The organism is Cohnella soli, from assembly GCF_042655525.1.
Classification (GTDB): Bacteria; Bacillota; Bacilli; order Paenibacillales; family Paenibacillaceae; genus Cohnella; species Cohnella soli.
This window is the reverse complement of the sequence record NZ_JBHSMI010000025.1, coordinates 269,062-284,536: the sequence shown is the minus strand read 5'-3', so window position 1 is coordinate 284,536 and position 15,475 is coordinate 269,062. Positions and strand designations below refer to the sequence as shown.

The 15,475-nt window shown below is 47.5% G+C and carries 15 protein-coding genes and 2 pseudogenes; 14 read left to right on the top strand and 3 right to left on the bottom strand.

The window, feature by feature from the left end; translation table 11 throughout:
- Positions 1 to 171 precede the first annotated feature (171 nt).
- The 9 genes and pseudogenes from ACFPOF_RS14305 to ACFPOF_RS14265 all read left to right on the top strand — a co-directional run bounded on the left by ACFPOF_RS14305 (position 172) and on the right by ACFPOF_RS14265 (position 7,654).
- Complete coding sequence (locus ACFPOF_RS14305; protein WP_378133710.1) at positions 172 to 813, top strand: restriction endonuclease; 642 nt, start codon at positions 172 to 174, stop codon at positions 811 to 813.
- Positions 814 to 1,013: 200 nt separating this feature from the next.
- Positions 1,014 to 2,153, top strand: coding sequence for a DUF3800 domain-containing protein (locus tag ACFPOF_RS14300; protein ID WP_378133708.1), 1,140 nt, complete (start codon positions 1,014 to 1,016; stop codon positions 2,151 to 2,153).
- A 351-nt stretch (positions 2,154 to 2,504) separates the two neighbouring features.
- Positions 2,505 to 2,636: pseudogene (locus ACFPOF_RS14295) on the top strand (sporulation initiation factor Spo0A C-terminal domain-containing protein); the annotation flags it as partial.
- A gap of 173 nt (positions 2,637 to 2,809) precedes the next feature.
- Positions 2,810 to 3,028: a hypothetical protein gene (locus ACFPOF_RS14290; protein ID WP_378133706.1), complete on the top strand. Its 219-nt coding sequence runs from the start codon at positions 2,810 to 2,812 to the stop codon at positions 3,026 to 3,028.
- 163 nt (positions 3,029 to 3,191) lie between these two features.
- On the top strand, positions 3,192 to 4,394 hold the full coding sequence (locus tag ACFPOF_RS14285) for a peptidylprolyl isomerase (protein ID WP_378133704.1): 1,203 nt from the start codon (positions 3,192 to 3,194) through the stop codon (positions 4,392 to 4,394).
- A gap of 241 nt (positions 4,395 to 4,635) precedes the next feature.
- Positions 4,636 to 5,334: a response regulator transcription factor gene (locus ACFPOF_RS14280; protein WP_378133702.1), complete on the top strand. Its 699-nt coding sequence runs from the start codon at positions 4,636 to 4,638 to the stop codon at positions 5,332 to 5,334.
- Positions 5,324 to 6,412, top strand: coding sequence for a sensor histidine kinase (locus ACFPOF_RS14275; RefSeq protein WP_378133701.1), 1,089 nt, complete (start codon positions 5,324 to 5,326; stop codon positions 6,410 to 6,412). The genes ACFPOF_RS14280 and ACFPOF_RS14275 overlap by 11 nt, the downstream gene beginning before the upstream one ends.
- A gap of 91 nt (positions 6,413 to 6,503) precedes the next feature.
- On the top strand, positions 6,504 to 7,397 hold the full coding sequence (locus ACFPOF_RS14270; RefSeq protein ID WP_378133699.1) for a D-alanyl-D-alanine carboxypeptidase family protein: 894 nt from the start codon (positions 6,504 to 6,506) through the stop codon (positions 7,395 to 7,397).
- Entirely contained in the window at positions 7,394 to 7,654 is a 261-nt protein-coding gene (locus tag ACFPOF_RS14265; protein WP_378133697.1) for a hypothetical protein, read from the top strand. The genes ACFPOF_RS14270 and ACFPOF_RS14265 overlap by 4 nt, the downstream gene beginning before the upstream one ends.
- A gap of 41 nt (positions 7,655 to 7,695) precedes the next feature.
- On the opposite strand, the gene ACFPOF_RS14260 is transcribed toward ACFPOF_RS14265, so the two are convergent.
- Both ACFPOF_RS14260 and ACFPOF_RS14255 read right to left on the bottom strand, forming a co-directional pair.
- Positions 7,696 to 8,028 carry a DUF2627 family protein gene (locus ACFPOF_RS14260; protein WP_378133695.1) on the bottom strand — a complete coding sequence of 111 codons (333 nt, stop codon included), beginning with the start codon at positions 8,026 to 8,028 and terminating at the stop codon, positions 7,696 to 7,698.
- 301 nt (positions 8,029 to 8,329) lie between these two features.
- Positions 8,330 to 9,151 carry a transposase gene (locus ACFPOF_RS14255; RefSeq protein ID WP_378133693.1) on the bottom strand — a complete coding sequence of 274 codons (822 nt, stop codon included), beginning with the start codon at positions 9,149 to 9,151 and terminating at the stop codon, positions 8,330 to 8,332.
- Positions 9,152 to 9,491: 340 nt separating this feature from the next.
- Here ACFPOF_RS14255 and lpdA point away from each other — a divergent pair, with 340 nt between their 5' ends.
- From lpdA to lipB, 5 genes are all read left to right on the top strand, one after another.
- Positions 9,492 to 10,922 (top strand): dihydrolipoyl dehydrogenase, encoded by a 1,431-nt coding sequence (gene lpdA / locus ACFPOF_RS14250; RefSeq protein WP_378133691.1) that lies wholly within the window; start codon positions 9,492 to 9,494, stop codon positions 10,920 to 10,922.
- Between the two features lie 184 nt (positions 10,923 to 11,106).
- The gene (locus ACFPOF_RS14245; protein ID WP_378133689.1) at positions 11,107 to 12,135 is read left to right on the top strand and encodes a thiamine pyrophosphate-dependent dehydrogenase E1 component subunit alpha; all 1,029 of its coding nucleotides are present in this window, start codon (positions 11,107 to 11,109) and stop codon (positions 12,133 to 12,135) included.
- Positions 12,136 to 13,122: an alpha-ketoacid dehydrogenase subunit beta gene (locus ACFPOF_RS14240; RefSeq protein ID WP_378133687.1), complete on the top strand. Its 987-nt coding sequence runs from the start codon at positions 12,136 to 12,138 to the stop codon at positions 13,120 to 13,122.
- Positions 13,123 to 13,161: 39 nt separating this feature from the next.
- Positions 13,162 to 14,526 (top strand): dihydrolipoamide acetyltransferase family protein, encoded by a 1,365-nt coding sequence (locus tag ACFPOF_RS14235; RefSeq protein WP_378133685.1) that lies wholly within the window; start codon positions 13,162 to 13,164, stop codon positions 14,524 to 14,526.
- 132 nt (positions 14,527 to 14,658) lie between these two features.
- Complete coding sequence (gene lipB, locus ACFPOF_RS14230; protein WP_378133683.1) at positions 14,659 to 15,372, top strand: lipoyl(octanoyl) transferase LipB; 714 nt, start codon at positions 14,659 to 14,661, stop codon at positions 15,370 to 15,372.
- Here lipB and ACFPOF_RS14225 read toward each other — a convergent pair.
- Positions 15,371 to 15,418: pseudogene (locus ACFPOF_RS14225) on the bottom strand (hypothetical protein); the annotation flags it as partial. The gene lipB and the pseudogene ACFPOF_RS14225 overlap by 2 nt on opposite strands.
- Positions 15,419 to 15,475: the final 57 nt, after the last annotated feature.

Genomic DNA, 15,475 nt, shown 5'->3' with positions numbered 1-15,475 from the left:
CGAAAACTAATATTATGTATCTGAAAGAGCCTATGTGAAGGCTCTTTTCTCATTTCAATAGTAGAACAAACATATATGCTGGTGTGTCTTGCCATTATATTTGTGTGGTATATTTTTACTTGCGGAACCACGTGAATTAACCAGATATTTATTGAACATGGAGGACTTGTTGTGAAAGGCATATTGATTGCAATAATAGCTGCGACGATTCTAATCATAATCATTGTTAGAAATAAAATAGTAACAAAACACAAGGAAGGTCATCAAGTATCATCGGTATATGATGATATAAGGACTGTTTCCATTACTGATATTGATCGAATGGAAGACGGTTCTGAGTTCGAGATGTATCTGTACAGACTATTCCTCGAACTCGGCTATCAGGGTGTATATAAGACGATAGGTGCCAGAGACTTTGGAGCAGATATTGTCTTTACTGATCGAGAGGACATTAGAAATGTAGTACAAGCGAAGCGTTACACTGATTCGGTGGGCATAAGTGCCGTACAAGAGGTATTTTCGAGCATGAGATACTACAAAGCTAGAAAAGCTATTGTAATTGCTTCTGCCAAGTTCACTGAACCATGTGAGACATTAGCAGGAGTTAACCATGTGAAGCTATTAGATCGTGATGATTTAATATATATGATCGAAGCATTTAAGAAGGATGACATACAGGCAGTCAAAGATAAAGTTGAAGCAGAGCCAAGGATGATATTGGAGTCATGGAGTGAAGTGAATAATACTATTCTTCATGAGATTCGGAAGGATTATAAAGCTGAAAGTGATGTGCAAAAAATGAAAGAGGTATAAAAGTGAGGGGGAATCAAAAATTTTTAGCTGGGTAAAATGGGAACCTAGTTCTTTCTGTTTTTTTCTTCTGAGAAATATTGAGTAAAAGAAAACGCAGAGTTGACTGAAATTAAACTAGGCGATATTGTATAATACAATTAATAGATGAAATGAACCCAAGAATAGGAAATTGAAAAAACGACGAAAGGGAGGACATTCAAATGAAACGAGAGAACTCAACAGATGTAGCAGTCTTTGATGAAGAGATTGACACGGAGGACGAGGACCAAGTTGAAATAGACCCCGAAAAAGAAGCAAAACGAGAACGAGAAAAGCAGTTGTTAATTGCTAGACTTAACGCTGATGACCATACACATTTAATTACAAGAATCGCACATTTATTAAATCGCTTCCCAAACACGAGAAATTCTGATGTCACACTGATGTTAAAATACTGGGAGATTTATTCTTCCGAAAGTTATAAGGAAGGACAAGCAGTTGACCCAAAAGACTTGTATCAATTCGAACGTCTAACTGCAATTGCTCGAGCAAGAGCAAAAATTCAGAATGAATTTAGACTCTTTAGAGCAGATGAAAAGGTAAGAAGATTTCGAAAGAGTAAAGAAGAGATTGAAAAAGAAATACAACTATCGACCAAACCCGAAATCCCTACACTTACGATCTATTGTGATGAGACTGGGAAAAACAAAAAATACGCAATTGTAGGAAGTGTATGGATTCTTGATAGAAGTGAAATGGAGAAGATTTATAGAATATTGAATGAGTGGAAAAGAATTAATGGCTTAGGTATCAAAGATGAGTTTCATTTTACGGAAATGAAAAAACATGAATTAGATTTGTACAAACAATTCTTTAACAAAGTTATAGAATTAGGCTCCATGATTAGTTTCAAGGCTATTGTGTTCAAAATGGAGAATAGCAAGAGGAAAATTGATGATTTATTAAGCGATCTTCATTACCAATTGGTTCATATTGGTATTGAACACGAAGCTAAAACTGGACGTGTCGGGTTGCCCAGATTAGTAAATTTCACTAAGGATAAGGAAGAGGGAAACGACAAGCTTACACTAACAAAGATAGAACAGCATTTACAACTACAGTTTAAAGTGAATTATGATGAAGAATTGAAGTTGAATATGTTTGTGGCTACTGAATCATGGGCAAATATATTGTTGCAGGTTGCTGACTTGTTTGCAGGGAGTTTGAACAGATTCTTAAATGAAAAGCACAGTAACTACAAGGACGAGTTTGCCGAGCATGTTTTTAGTTTGCTTGGTATTGACGCAGAAAGTATGTTTGTTACTGAGAAAGATATGGTGAAAATTATACAACTCGAATAAATCGTGCTTCTTGTTTTTCTTTGAGCTAACTGAGGTAAAACTACATCACAAATCAGTGCATGAACGGAATGAACCCCGTAAGCCCTCGATACAACTGGGTTCGTGGTCATCGTTGAGAGCGACTGAAAAGAATCTGCAAGTGGTGACTCAAGAATCCTGAACTCAATAGGTGGTAGCTTTTACATTATGAAGCTTGACATTTAATAACTGGTTATATATTGTTTTTATAAGGCGCTTTTGCCCTTAAATAATCCTACTGGAAACCAATAAATATTTGGTTTCGGTTGGTTGACTATCATTTCAAGAAGTAAGCCCTAACAAGTCATTTTCCCTCACAACCCTTGATGCTCAACGCGCGGCAATATCGATTCGATTTCGCATTTGTTCGGCTACACGATCAACATTGCGAAGTCGAAGCCGACGAACTCGGAGTTCATCGCGATGGTGGCGGATAAGCTGCGGATTGAGCACAAGGTGAGCTGAGGAGGCTCAGAGTAAGGGATTCAAAGAAGATTCTCTCTTATTGGGAGGATCTTTTTTTGTTCTAACTGAATTCTCATCTTATAAATTTTTAATCATACCCCCTCAAAAAGCAAAACGAGTACGAATACTATATTGAACTGATTCGCCACTATTCGACTAAGCGAGGGGAAATCATGCGTAGTGTGTCTAGAAAAAACCAACCTGATCATATTGCGGCTGCATATCAATTCAGAATATCAGAGAACCAAAAACTACTTGAAGAGATCAGTAGATTAAATATTAAGATTAGCAATTTGACTAATGAATTGACGAAAGAACAACAAGAAAAGAACAACTATAGGGAATTATATCTAGCGCTTCGCCAAGGAAATTACTTACTCATTCCTAAATGATGCAGATGAGACTTCCAGTACATAAGTCGTTGAAGATCGGGCCTATTCGCTCGTTCTTTTCTTTTTTTGCGAAAAAATTTAACAGTCTTTAAGGTAACTTCCCGAAATTCTGCTATAGTAAGTAAGGTCGACCGATTGTAAATTAAGAGGGGGAAATGAAGAAATGTCTGAACGCAATGAGAATGAACTGAACGATAAGAATGTAACGTCTAACGAAGAAATCGAGAATGAGTTGGAAAATAGTGCACAGGAGTTCGACGGACAAACAGAATCGTTCGATCATTTGTCGAATGACGAGACTGAGGACAAGAACGACGATACAGTTGCATCGGTGTCGAACGCTCCTCAAGCCGCAACCGCTGGCAAAAGCTCTGCTGCAATCATCGCACCTTGGATTATCGCGGTTATTGCCGTAGTTGCACTTGTTTTCGTGTTATTGCGCGACAATTCCGGTGGCGAGATGAACAAAACGGTCGCCAAAATGGAAGGCATCACCGTCAAAAACTCTGATGTATTGGACTTTATTTCGCTTCAAATGGGACAAGAGCAATTAAAAACTTTCGTTGACAAAACTGCGGAATCAAAGCTTATTAATTCAGAATTTGATAAAGCTAAGCTTGTCGTAAGTGAGGAAGAAATTAAAAAAGCACTTGAAAGCGTGAAAAAAAGCAACAACATCGCTTCGGATGAAGATTTGAAAGCAGCGCTGGAGCAGAACGGCCTTACACTGGAAATATACAAGAACACTATTCTCATGCCGCAATTGAAACAAAAAGTGCTGTACGAGCACATGAACCCGGTGTCAGATGCGGATCTGAAAGCTTATTATGAGAAGAATAAGGACTCGAAGTTTGCTACGACGCCTAAGCAAGTGAAGGCTTCTCACATTCTGGTGGCGACGAAAGAAGAAGCGGACAAGATTCTCGCAGATCTGAAGGCGGGCAAAGATTTCGCGACACTCGCAAAAGAGAAGTCGACCGATGGTTCTAAAGATAAAGGCGGCGACTTAGGTTTCTTCGGCGCAGGCCAGATGGTGCCGGAATTCGAAAAGGCTGCGTTCGCATTAAAGAAAGGCGAGTTGAGCGATGTTGTACAATCGCAATTCGGCTTCCATATTATTAAAGTGACGGACATTAAAGAAGCGGTCGTGAAACCGTATGACGAAATTAAAGACGAAGTGAAGCTTGCTTATGGAGAAGAAAAGTTTGCAACCGAAGGGCAGGCGTGGATGACTAAGCTTAAGGAAGATCGGAAATACGAGAATCTTCTCGAGAAAAAACCTGAAGCTTCGCCATCCCCTTCGCCATCGGCGACTTCATCTCCTTCGCCGTCCCCGTCAGCTAGCGCGTCGGCTGCATCTAAATAATCAATCGCTTGCCTTTTCGAACAGCTTGTCCTTATTCGCTTGACAGCGAATGCGGACAAGCTGTTTTAATGTTGAAACATTTAAAGCCGAAAGTTTAAGATTACCTTAAACGTCCCTTAAAATATATAAAACCTAAGCAGACATGGGGACGATACTTCTGCAGTTACGGTATAGTGGAGATATGGGAAAATTAATGTTGGATCGGCTTGGCGCCGAGTCAATGCCGCGGAGGAGAATGGAAATGACCAAATCCGTATTGATCGTAGATGACGATCGCGAGATCGCCGGGCTGATCGATATTTACTTAAGAAACGAAGGCTTGGATACGACTAAGGCGTACGACGGAGAAGAAGCGCTGGAGAAGCTTGCCGAACGCGAATTCCATCTGGTCGTCCTGGACGTCATGATGCCGAAGATGGACGGTATTGAGCTTTGCCGCCGTATTCGGGAAGCGGGAAATATCCCGATTTTGATGGTCAGCGCCAAGGCGGAGCATATGGACAAAATTTTGGGGTTGATGACCGGCGCAGACGATTACGTCGTGAAGCCTTTTAATCCGCTTGAGCTTGTTGTCCGGGTAAAAACGTTGATGCGACGTGCTTACCAGTACGCCCCGCCCGCCACTGGCGGCAGCAAGGAAGATGGGTTGATCAAAATCGGCGAATTAACGATCAGCAAGTTGACGCATACTGCCGAAGCGGACGGCAGGCCGATCCATTTGACGTCGACGGAATTCGGGATTTTGTATTTGCTTGCCAGTAATCCTGGAAGAGTTTTCAATGCGGAAGATATTTTTCAGCAAGTGTGGAAAGAAAAATATTTCGAATCGAACAATACGGTTATGGTACACATCAGTAAGCTTCGCGAGAAGCTCGAACAAGAGCTTGGGCGGAAACTGATTACGACAGTGTGGGGGGTAGGTTATAAAATTGAGAGCTAACATCGCGATCAGACAAGCATGGAGGCTCGTATGGCAAATCGTTGTGAGCTCCGTTTTGGCGCTCATAACGTTCTATTTAGTGCTGATGTTACTGTGGTTCATGACGCGAAGCAGCACTTATCCTCGATTGTTTCTGCAAACGCTCTATAACTCGGTCGGTCAACTTCCAATTATTGTGTTAGGCTGTTTCGTGTTTTTTGTGTTTTATATGGTGCTGCTGAACTGGCGAAGATTCCGTTATTACGATAATTTAACTCGTTCAGTCGAGCATATTGCTCAAGGACATTTCGAGGCGCTTGTACCCGTCCGGCAAAACAACGAAGTGACTTTTCTGGCTGAAAATTTGAACAGTCTTGTAGAAAAGCTGAAGCGATCGCTCGATGAGGAGCGGTTGGCGGAGCAGACGAAAAATGAACTCATTACGAACGTCTCACACGACTTGAGAACACCGCTGACATCCATCATCGGATACTTGGGATTGATTGAGCAGGACAGGTACCGTGATGAAGTTGAACTCAGATATTACGTACAGATCGCTTATGCGAAAGCAGAAAGGCTGAAAGTACTGATCCACGATTTGTTCGAATATACGCGGATGAGGCACGAGTCGCAGGAAGTGATCAAGAAACCATTTAATCTTGTCGAGATGATGAATCAATTGCTTGCGCATCATCGCTTGATGTTGGATGGTTCGAAAATGAAAGGGGAACTTATAACGGATTTGACTGAATTGCGGATGATGGGAGAGCCGGACAAACTCGTTCGTGTATTTGAGAATTTGCTTGCTAACGCCGTTACCTACGGCTACGCAGGCGGCAAGGTAGATATATACGTCAACCACTACGGCGGCGATGCTGTCGTTGACTTCGTGAATTACGGAGAGGCGATCCCATCGTCTGATTTACCTCTTTTGTTCGATCGTTTCTACCGGGTGGACAAATCGAGGACAGAGAACAGCGGCGGCTCCGGTTTGGGACTAGCGATTGCGAAAAGCATCGTTGAAAGGCATGGCGGTTCGATTTCGGCAACGAGTGACATCAATGCGACGAATTTCCGGGTACGGCTTCCGATTTCTTAAGAGAAATTTATGATTTATTTGACGACAGCTTAAACAGTTCCTTCTACAATGACCTTTATCGAGAAGCGATAAGGACATGGAGGAACAGTGAATGCGATTAAAAAGAGCAATAGTCGTGGCAATGCTGGTTGTTGTTGCGGTCATTTGGTGGATGGGAAGCAGGGGAATGCTCGGGTCCCAAACAAATCGTCTGACCATCACAGCAGGATCTGCGGTGCTGCTTGACGCCAAGACCGGGAAATGGGTGTACAGGCTGAATGCCGATAAGCCATTGCCTCCGGCAAGCATGTCAAAAATGATGACTGAGGCGATCGTGTTGGAGGCGATCGATCAAGGGAAGATCGCTTGGAACGATCGGCTGTCCGCTAGTGATTACGCTGCAAAAGTAGGCGGGGCATCCATGGGGCTTGTACCTGGTCAGAAGGCGACCGTGCGAGAATTGTTCTTTGCAATGGCGGTTCACTCTGCTAATGACGCTGCGGTGACGCTTGCCGAAAGCATCGCAGGCTCGGAGTCTGCTTTCGTCGAAAGAATGAACGCCAAGGCGGCTGAGATTGGGTTATCCGCCAACTCGCAGTTCGCGAACGCAACTGGACTGCCGAGTGCTGATCTCGAGCCATATGCGACCGCAGCGGCGGCTGGTGATACTGTCATGACTGCCGAAGACGTGGCACTGCTAGCGGAATATCTCGTTAATAAACATCCCGAGCTGCTAGAGGTGACTAAACGTCCAGTTGTCGAAGTTAACGGTGGGGAGTCGCTTGCAACGACGAACGAAATGCTGCCGGGACAACGTTTCAGCACGAAAGGAAACGAAGGATTAAAGACGGGCTATACGAAAAACGCGGGGTACTGCTTTACGGGGGTGACTGTTATTGGCGGGCGTCGCTATATTACGGTCGTGATGGGCTCTGCGACGGCGGAAGGCAGATTCGAAGAGACGCAAAAATTGCTCAACTACGCAAAGGAGCGGGCGGAATCATGAAGAACGCCGATACCGGCCGTATTGATGCGCTTCGCAGAGTAGAAGAGAGTGTCTTTACCTACTGCTCCGTTCTTCTAGTGGAGGAATCGGTTGCCGCGGCAGCCGCAAAGAAAGTATTGTTGGATTTGTTTGCGAACGATTGCTTCTGGAATACGGAAGGGGCGGACAGGGAGTCGTTCGTCAAAAAACGATCAATTGCGATCGCTCTGCAGACTGCTGCGAATAACCTGAAATTGAAGAGCCCTGTCACCACATGAGCGTGACAGGGCTCTTATACATTGGACTCAGCGTTTCTCGTTTAGGATGCTCCGTTGTCGGATCGTTCGCCTTGTTCCTTTCGCTCAGGACGAGGCGGGCGCGGTGTCTTCGGACGGAAACGAGACGACAAGTAATTGTGTTTGCGATCGCGGAAAAAGATCCATCCGCCGATAAATCCGATGCCAATGAGAAACAAGATTGCGCCGCCGATGAATTTCACCCATTCGAAGTCGGGTGTACTTGTATCCGTGCCGCCCATATTGGCGAAATAATCGAATAAAGCATCTTTCATCAGCAAAAAGCCGTAAGCGGCTGCAATACCCGGTACAACAAGAATCAATATGGCGATAAGACGTTGTATGAGTAGTTTCATCGTAAGATTAGGTCCTCCTTCCAACCTCCTAATCATAACGACTACTCGTAGTTTTGTCCATGAATGTCGAAAACTCTGATTATCCCTGTCGCTCAGTCTGTATTTTCTCGAGCGTCGTCTTTGCGGCCTTTTTCCAGCCACTCCCTCTTTTGACGACATCCCCTTCGCTCAGGAGCTCTACATTAACGCATTAATGCGGCTCGATAGTCTTTGCCCCAGAAGCACGACGAAAGCCAATACAGGCCGAATCAAACAACGTCCATATCTAAATAAGCCTTAAATAGCACAAAAAAATGTGGAGTTAACCCATTAGAGCTGACGCAGAAGCGATAATTCTTGCAGACCGCGTGTTTCTGAAGCTACGACGGCTTCGCGTTAGAAGCGGATACGTTATGGTCCTCCCGATAGCGCTGTCCGTCAGAAGAAGACCGAACACAGAACGCTGCGGACGATTGTAGTAATAACAATATTGATCCAAGTAGGCTTGAACGACAGTAGGAACGCTGGAAGGCTCTACATTCTGACGAATGAAAGTCGCAGGATCCGGGCAATCATATTTGTCTTTGAGCTGCGATTTCGATTGCAATTTGATCTTAAGCTGATCTATTGTGCCTTTTGAAGTGAGAGAAGAGCCAACGAGGAGTGCTTGTTCTTGAGGGTGCCAGTCGAAATAGGGAGTCAATCTTTTGCAATACATGGAGTCGGAGACATGAACGCAACCTTTCAGCAAATTGCCGGATTCCGCTTGACTCATTCCATACCGTATTTTGTGGCAGATCAGCCACGCGGTTTTATAAGTTACACCGATGATTTTCGATAGCTGAAGCGCATTGATGCTCTGAGGTCTTGCATGTAAGTAAATCGCTTGAAACCAAAGCCGTAATGGTGTTCGGCTTCCCTCCATAATTGTCCCGGCGATTAGCGAATGTTGCAGCCGGCAGGAGCGACATTCGTACAATGGTAATCTTCGTGAGGATATGAAGTAATACGCTGTAAACCCGCAACGAGGGCATACGAAACCTGTCGGCCACTTTGCGCGAAATAGTGATTCGACACATGATTCTTCAGATGCAAATCGGCTGCAGAACTCATCGAAAGAATCAGGGGTTTCATGAACGCTCATTGGGCTACCTCCAGTCCGAAAATCATATTTTCATTATACCAAACATATGTTCTCGTATAAAGAGATTCTACAAAATATTTCATTTGCGTCGTCAATATATTTACGTCGGTATACCGAAGGCTAAGGAGCATTCCTGAGCATCGGGGATATCGGCAAAAAGCGTTAGGAGTAAGCTGTTTCTGAGCTACGGGGATACCGTCAAAAGCGACGGCAAGGAGCTAGTGCAAGCGGCTAATTCTGAGCGAAAGGGATACCGACAGAGAGATAAACTGCGATCTTTTGTCCCGGAGCTGAAAAAAAGGTACAATAGAAAAGTCAGTTTGCATACGGAGGGGAAACGATGCCAATCGAAGTCGATGTCGCCATTCTAGGCGGCGGACCTGGAGGTTATACGGCGGCTGTAAAAGCGGCGAGAGCCGGTCGAAGCGTCGCAATTGTGGAAATGGATAAGTTAGGCGGGACGTGCCTGCATAGAGGCTGCATTCCAAGCAAGTCTTTGCTTAGAAGCGCGGAAGTTTTCGCAACGATTAACGAAGCTGCGGCGTACGGCGTTGCGCTCTCGGAAGGGACAAGCGTTTCCGTTGACTGGAAAGCTGTCACGAAGAGGAAGGACGGCATTGTCGAGCAATTACATAAAGGTGTACAGGCGCTTATGGCGCAAAACAAAATTCAAGTCATTAACGGCAAGGGAAGAATAATCGGTCCTTCGATTTTTTCGCCAAAAAGCGGGGCAATCGCAGTAGAGCTTGCGGATGGCGAGTCGGAGACGGTTGTGCCCAAAAACGTGATAATCGCTACGGGCTCGCGTCCGAGAAAACTCGAAGGCATTCCTTATGACGGGGAAAAAATCGTCACGAGCGACGAAGCATTGGGCTGGGAATCCCGGCCATCTTCCATTTTGATTATTGGCGGAGGCGTCATCGGTGTGGAATGGGCGTCGATGCTCGGTGATTTCGGCACGCAGGTGACGCTTGTAGAGACGGCGGATCGGTTGTTGCCGGGAGAAGACAAAGATGTTAGCGCGGAAATCGCTAAAGCGCTGAAGAAGAAAGGCGTCACGGTGTACATCTCTGCGACGTTGCGTACGGATAGCGTACAAGCAACGGCTGACGGAGTTCGAGCGGAAATTGAGGTCAAGGGCGAGACGTTAGCGGTCGATACGGAAAGAATGCTCGTGTCGGTAGGCAGGATCGGCAATGTTGACAACCTTGGTCTGGAAAATACGGACGTGAAGACGGAAAAAGGATTCATCAAAATTAATCCCACGACATTGCAGACCGGCGAATCGCACATTTATGCGATTGGCGACTGTATCGGAGGCGTGCAGCTTGCTCATGCGGCCATGCATGAAGGGAATGTCGCGGTCGATCATATGACGGGGAACAAACCGAGTCGTTCCGCGGACAGAGACATTCCACGCTGCATTTACTCTCGTCCGGAAGCTGCGTCGATTGGATGGACGGAGCACGACGCGAAGTCACACGGATTCGATGTGAAGACGGCCAAACTTCCACTGCGCATATTGGGCAAAGCTCTCGTGTACGGCGAAAGCGAAGGCTTCGCGAAAGTGGTCGCGGACAAAAAGAGCGGCGATCTGCTTGGCGTGCACCTTGTAGGCGCGCATGCGACAGATTTGATCGCGGAAGCCGCGCTTGCAAAGCTGTTGGACGCGATTCCATGGGAAATCGGGCGTACGATCCATCCGCATCCATCGCTTTCCGAAGCGATGCAAGAAGTGATGCTTGCGCTCGAAGGTGCAGCAGGTCATTAAATCATAAGCTCAACTTAGTGAAAAGGAACTTACACTGCCGATCGAATGAGCGATTCGCGGCAAAAGTTCCGCATCACCGGGTTGGGCGTTTCTTTTTACCGCGGAGGAGAGTATAATAAGTTCTAGGTTCAAGTATTAAGACCAGGTTATAAAAATACATCCTAAAAATCAGGAGGACGCGCCCATGAAACAAACAGGTTCCGTCCAACAGAACTTAAGGCACTCGGAGATCGGCATTTCGGACGAAAAAGCGGTCGACATGCTTAAGATGATGCTTCTCGCCCGTCGTTTCGACGAGCGTGGGCAATTGCTGCAACGCGCCGGCAAAGTCAATTTTCACATTTCGGGAATTACCCAAGAGCCGTCGCAAGTCGCGATGACTTTCGCGATGGATCGCGAGCGGGACTGGTTCCTGCCTTATTACAGAGATTACGGCGTTGTGCTGAGCCTTGGGATGACAGTTAAGGACTTGATGCTGTCCGTTTTCGCGAAAGCGGAAGATCCGAATAGCGCTGGCCGTCAAATGCCGGGCCATTTCGGCAGCAAGAAACTGCGAATCGTAACAGGTTCAAGTCCTGTAACGACTCAAGTGCCGCATGCGACTGGATTCGCGCTTGCGGCGAAGATGCGCGGTGAGCCTTCGGTCGCCATCGTTTCCTTCGGGGAAGGCTCGAGCAACCAGGGAGATTTTCACGAAGGGTGCAACTTCGCCGGCGTTCAGAAGCTTCCGGTCATTTTCATATGCGAGAACAATCAATATGCGATCTCTGTACCGCTGGAGAAGCAGACGAGAGGCCGTATTTGCGACCGTGCTCTCGGCTATGGCTTCCCGGGTATTCGCGTGGACGGCAACGATCCGCTCGAAGTGTATCGCGTCGTGAAGGAAGCGCGCGATCGCGCTGTCGCCGGTGAAGGGCCAACGTTGATCGAGATTATGACTTATCGCGTCACTGCGCATTCGACTTCCGATAATGATTTGGCATACCGGACGAAAGAAGAGGTTGATCTGCACAAAGGCAAAGATTCTTTGCCGGTGTACAAGCAATATTTGGTCGACGCAGGATTGTGGGATGACGAGAAAGAAGCTGCACTGCTCGCCGAACATCGCAAAATGATCGACGAAGCGACGGAATACGGAGAGAATGCGCCGTTCCAATCGATCGAAGACGCATTCCGCTACGTATACGCGGAGCAAGACGGGGAGGGACGGTAAATGGCGGTTATCGAATATATCGAAGCGATCCGGCTGGCGATGAAAGAAGAGATGGAGAAAGACCCGAACGTATTCGTCATGGGCGAGGACGTCGGCTTAAAGGGCGGCGTATTCGGCACGACCAAAGGACTGCAGCAGCAGTTCGGAGAAATGAGATCGATTGACACGCCGCTCGCCGAGTCGGCCATAGCTGGCGCCGCGATCGGCGCGGCGATGGCGGGCATGAGACCGATTGCGGAAATGCAATATTCGGATTTCATGTTTCCGGCGACGAATCAGATTATTAGCGAAGCGGCCAAAATCCGCTATCGCTCCAATAACGACTGGGACTGCCCTATCGTCATCCGCGCCCCAATCGGAGGCGGCGTATTTGGCGGCTTGTACCACTCCCAATGTCCGGAATCGGTCTTTTTCGGAACGCCAGGCCTCAAAATCGTAGCGCCGGCGACCGCTTACGACGCGAAAGGACTTTTGAAAGCAGCCATCCGCGATCCCGATCCGGTTATTTTCTTCGAAAACAAGAAGTGTTACAGGCTGATTACCGATGAAGTGCCGGACGATGACTATATCGTGCCGATTGGCAAGGCAAACGTTATGCGCGAAGGCACCGACCTGACAGTTATCGGTTACAGTATGCCGCTTCACTTTGCCATGCAAGCCGCAGAGGAATTGTCCCGAGAACATGGCGTCGAAGCTCATATTCTCGATCTGCGCACGATCCAACCGCTTGATCGTGACGGCATTCTCGAAGCGGTCTCAAAAACGGGCAAAGTGCTCATCGTTCACGAAGATAACAAGACTGGAGGCGTCGGTGCCGAGGTGGCCGCGATTATTGCGGAAGAACTTCTGTACGATCTCGATGCGCCGATTCGCCGGCTATGCGGACCCGACGTGCCAGCGATGCCAATCAATCCGCCAGGAGAGAAACATTTCCTGTTAAACAAAGAGAAGCTCAAAGCGGCGATGTTGGAACTCGCGCGGTATTGATTCGCGCTGTTTGTCTGGACTAGGGAGGAGAACGTACGAATGGCGAAACAGATTATCGAAATTACGATGCCGCAGTTGGCGGAGTCTCTCGTATCCGCGACGGTCGACCGTTGGCTGAAGGAGCCCGGCGATCAGATTGAGAAGTACGAGCCCATCTGCGAGCTCATCACGGATAAAGTCAATGCGGAACTGCCTGCAACCGTAAACGGGAAAATCGTCAAGTTGCTTGTCGGCGCAGGAGAAACGGTCGAAGTCGGTGCAGCGATCTGTCTCGTTGAGGTAGAAGTCGCCGATGCGGCTGCGACAGAGAGCCTGTCTACTCCGTCTACGGAGGCGTCGCAACAAAGCATGGCAATGCCGTCCTCAGCGAATACGACGCAAGCTGCACCAGCGCGTCCTGCCTCGACGGCTGTCGCATTCGACGCAGCTCAGCCGATGCGCAACCGGTTCTCCCCGGCTGTTCAACGTCTTGCAGCGGAGCGGAACATCGATCTTGGCCTTGTTCGCGGAACGGGCGAGGGCGGACGGATTACGCGCAAGGACGTGCTTGATTTCGATCCGGCTTCCGCCGTCACGGCCGCTCCCGTCGCTCAACCGACTGCTACGCCAGCAGTTGTGTCGGCAGAGAAGTCCGCCGTTCCGTCGAGGCAGTCTGCCGAAGCTGCGGTCATCCCGACGGTCGAAGTCGAGGGGCAAACCGGACCTGGCCGCGAGTATTATATCGACGTTACTCCGATTCGGAATACGATTGCCAAAAACATGCGTCAAAGCATGAACGAAATTCCTCATGCGTGGACGATGGTCGAAGTCGATTTGACGAACCTCGTTCAACTACGCGCGAAGCTGAAAGACTCTTTCTTGAAAGACGAAGGAGTTAATCTTACTTTCATGCCATTCATGGTCAAGGCTGTCGTCGGCGCGATCAAGGAATTCCCTATCATGAACTCCGTATGGGGAAATGATAAAATTATCGTGAAACGTGACATTAACATTTCTTTGGCCGTTGGCACGGAAGGCTCAGTACTGACGCCGGTTATTCGCAACGCTGATCAGAAAAACATCGTCGGTCTCGCCCATGAGATTAACGATCTAGCGAAGCGGACGCGCGAAGGCAAACTGAAGCTGTCGGATTTACAGGGCGGCACATTTACGCTGAATAACACGGGTACATTCGGCTCCGTGCTGTCGTATCCGATCATCAATTACCCGCAGGCTGCCATTTTGACGTTTGAAGCGATTGTCAAACGTCCGGTCGTCATCGGAGACATGATCGGCGTACGCTCGATGGTTAATCTTTGCCTTTCGTTTGACCATCGCATTCTGGACGGCGTTATTTGCGGGAAGTTCCATCAGCGTATTAAAGAGAATTTGGAGAGCTATAACTCCGATACGAAGCTGTTCTAATCATGCAAGTTCAGCCTCTAAACATGAAGCCTGGACGCCGACGCCATACAGCGCAGGCGCCGGGCTTCTCTCTTTTGCGGAAAGAAGGGCAATCGGCTACAATGGAAGTTGAACTGCGGAAGGAGGTAGTATATGGAGGTGTTGACGACCGAATGGCTGTCAATGATCGACTACGGGGAAGGTTGGGAGTTGCAAAAAAAACTCGTGAAGGAAATCGACCGCGAGGAAAGACCCGACACGTTGTTGTTACTGGAGCATAGCCCGACTTATACGATCGGCTCCGATCGCCATCCGGAACATCTGCTTTACAGTAAGGAAGAATTGGCCCGCAGAGGTATCGCCCTGTATGAGATCGACAGGGGTGGAGACATTACGTACCACGGCCCCGGCCAATTGGTCGGTTATCCGTTGATCTATTTGGATGCAGTCGGTCTGGACTTGCACCAGTACTTAAGGAACTTGGAAGAAGTGCTGATCCGTATGCTGGCCGATTTCGGCATTACGGGCGGACGAAAACCGGAATATACAGGCGTCTGGGTCGGTGAAGAGAAAATCGCGGCAATCGGGGTGAAGTTCAACAAGGCCCGGACGAGGCGAGGATTCGTCACGAGCCACGGTTTCGCTTTTAACGTGAGGGATAACGTCAGACGAGAGGGCTTCCAAGGTATTATTCCATGCGGCATTACGGAGTATGGAGTCACCTCGCTTGAAACACTCACGGGGCAACGTTACGAGCTGGAAGAGATCGGTCGTCGAGTATTGCCGTATTTCACCGAAATTTTCGGTTACGGACAGTTTATTCCATCAGGGATCCTAAGCTCAGAAGCAGCGTGGAGACAATCATAACGAGTAAAGTAACGTAAACGACGATTTTGAACCATTTTCTATTCAAGAGCGTAACATCCTTTCTTCATGGGCTTGTTCATGAATCTATTTTAACGAATGCTTC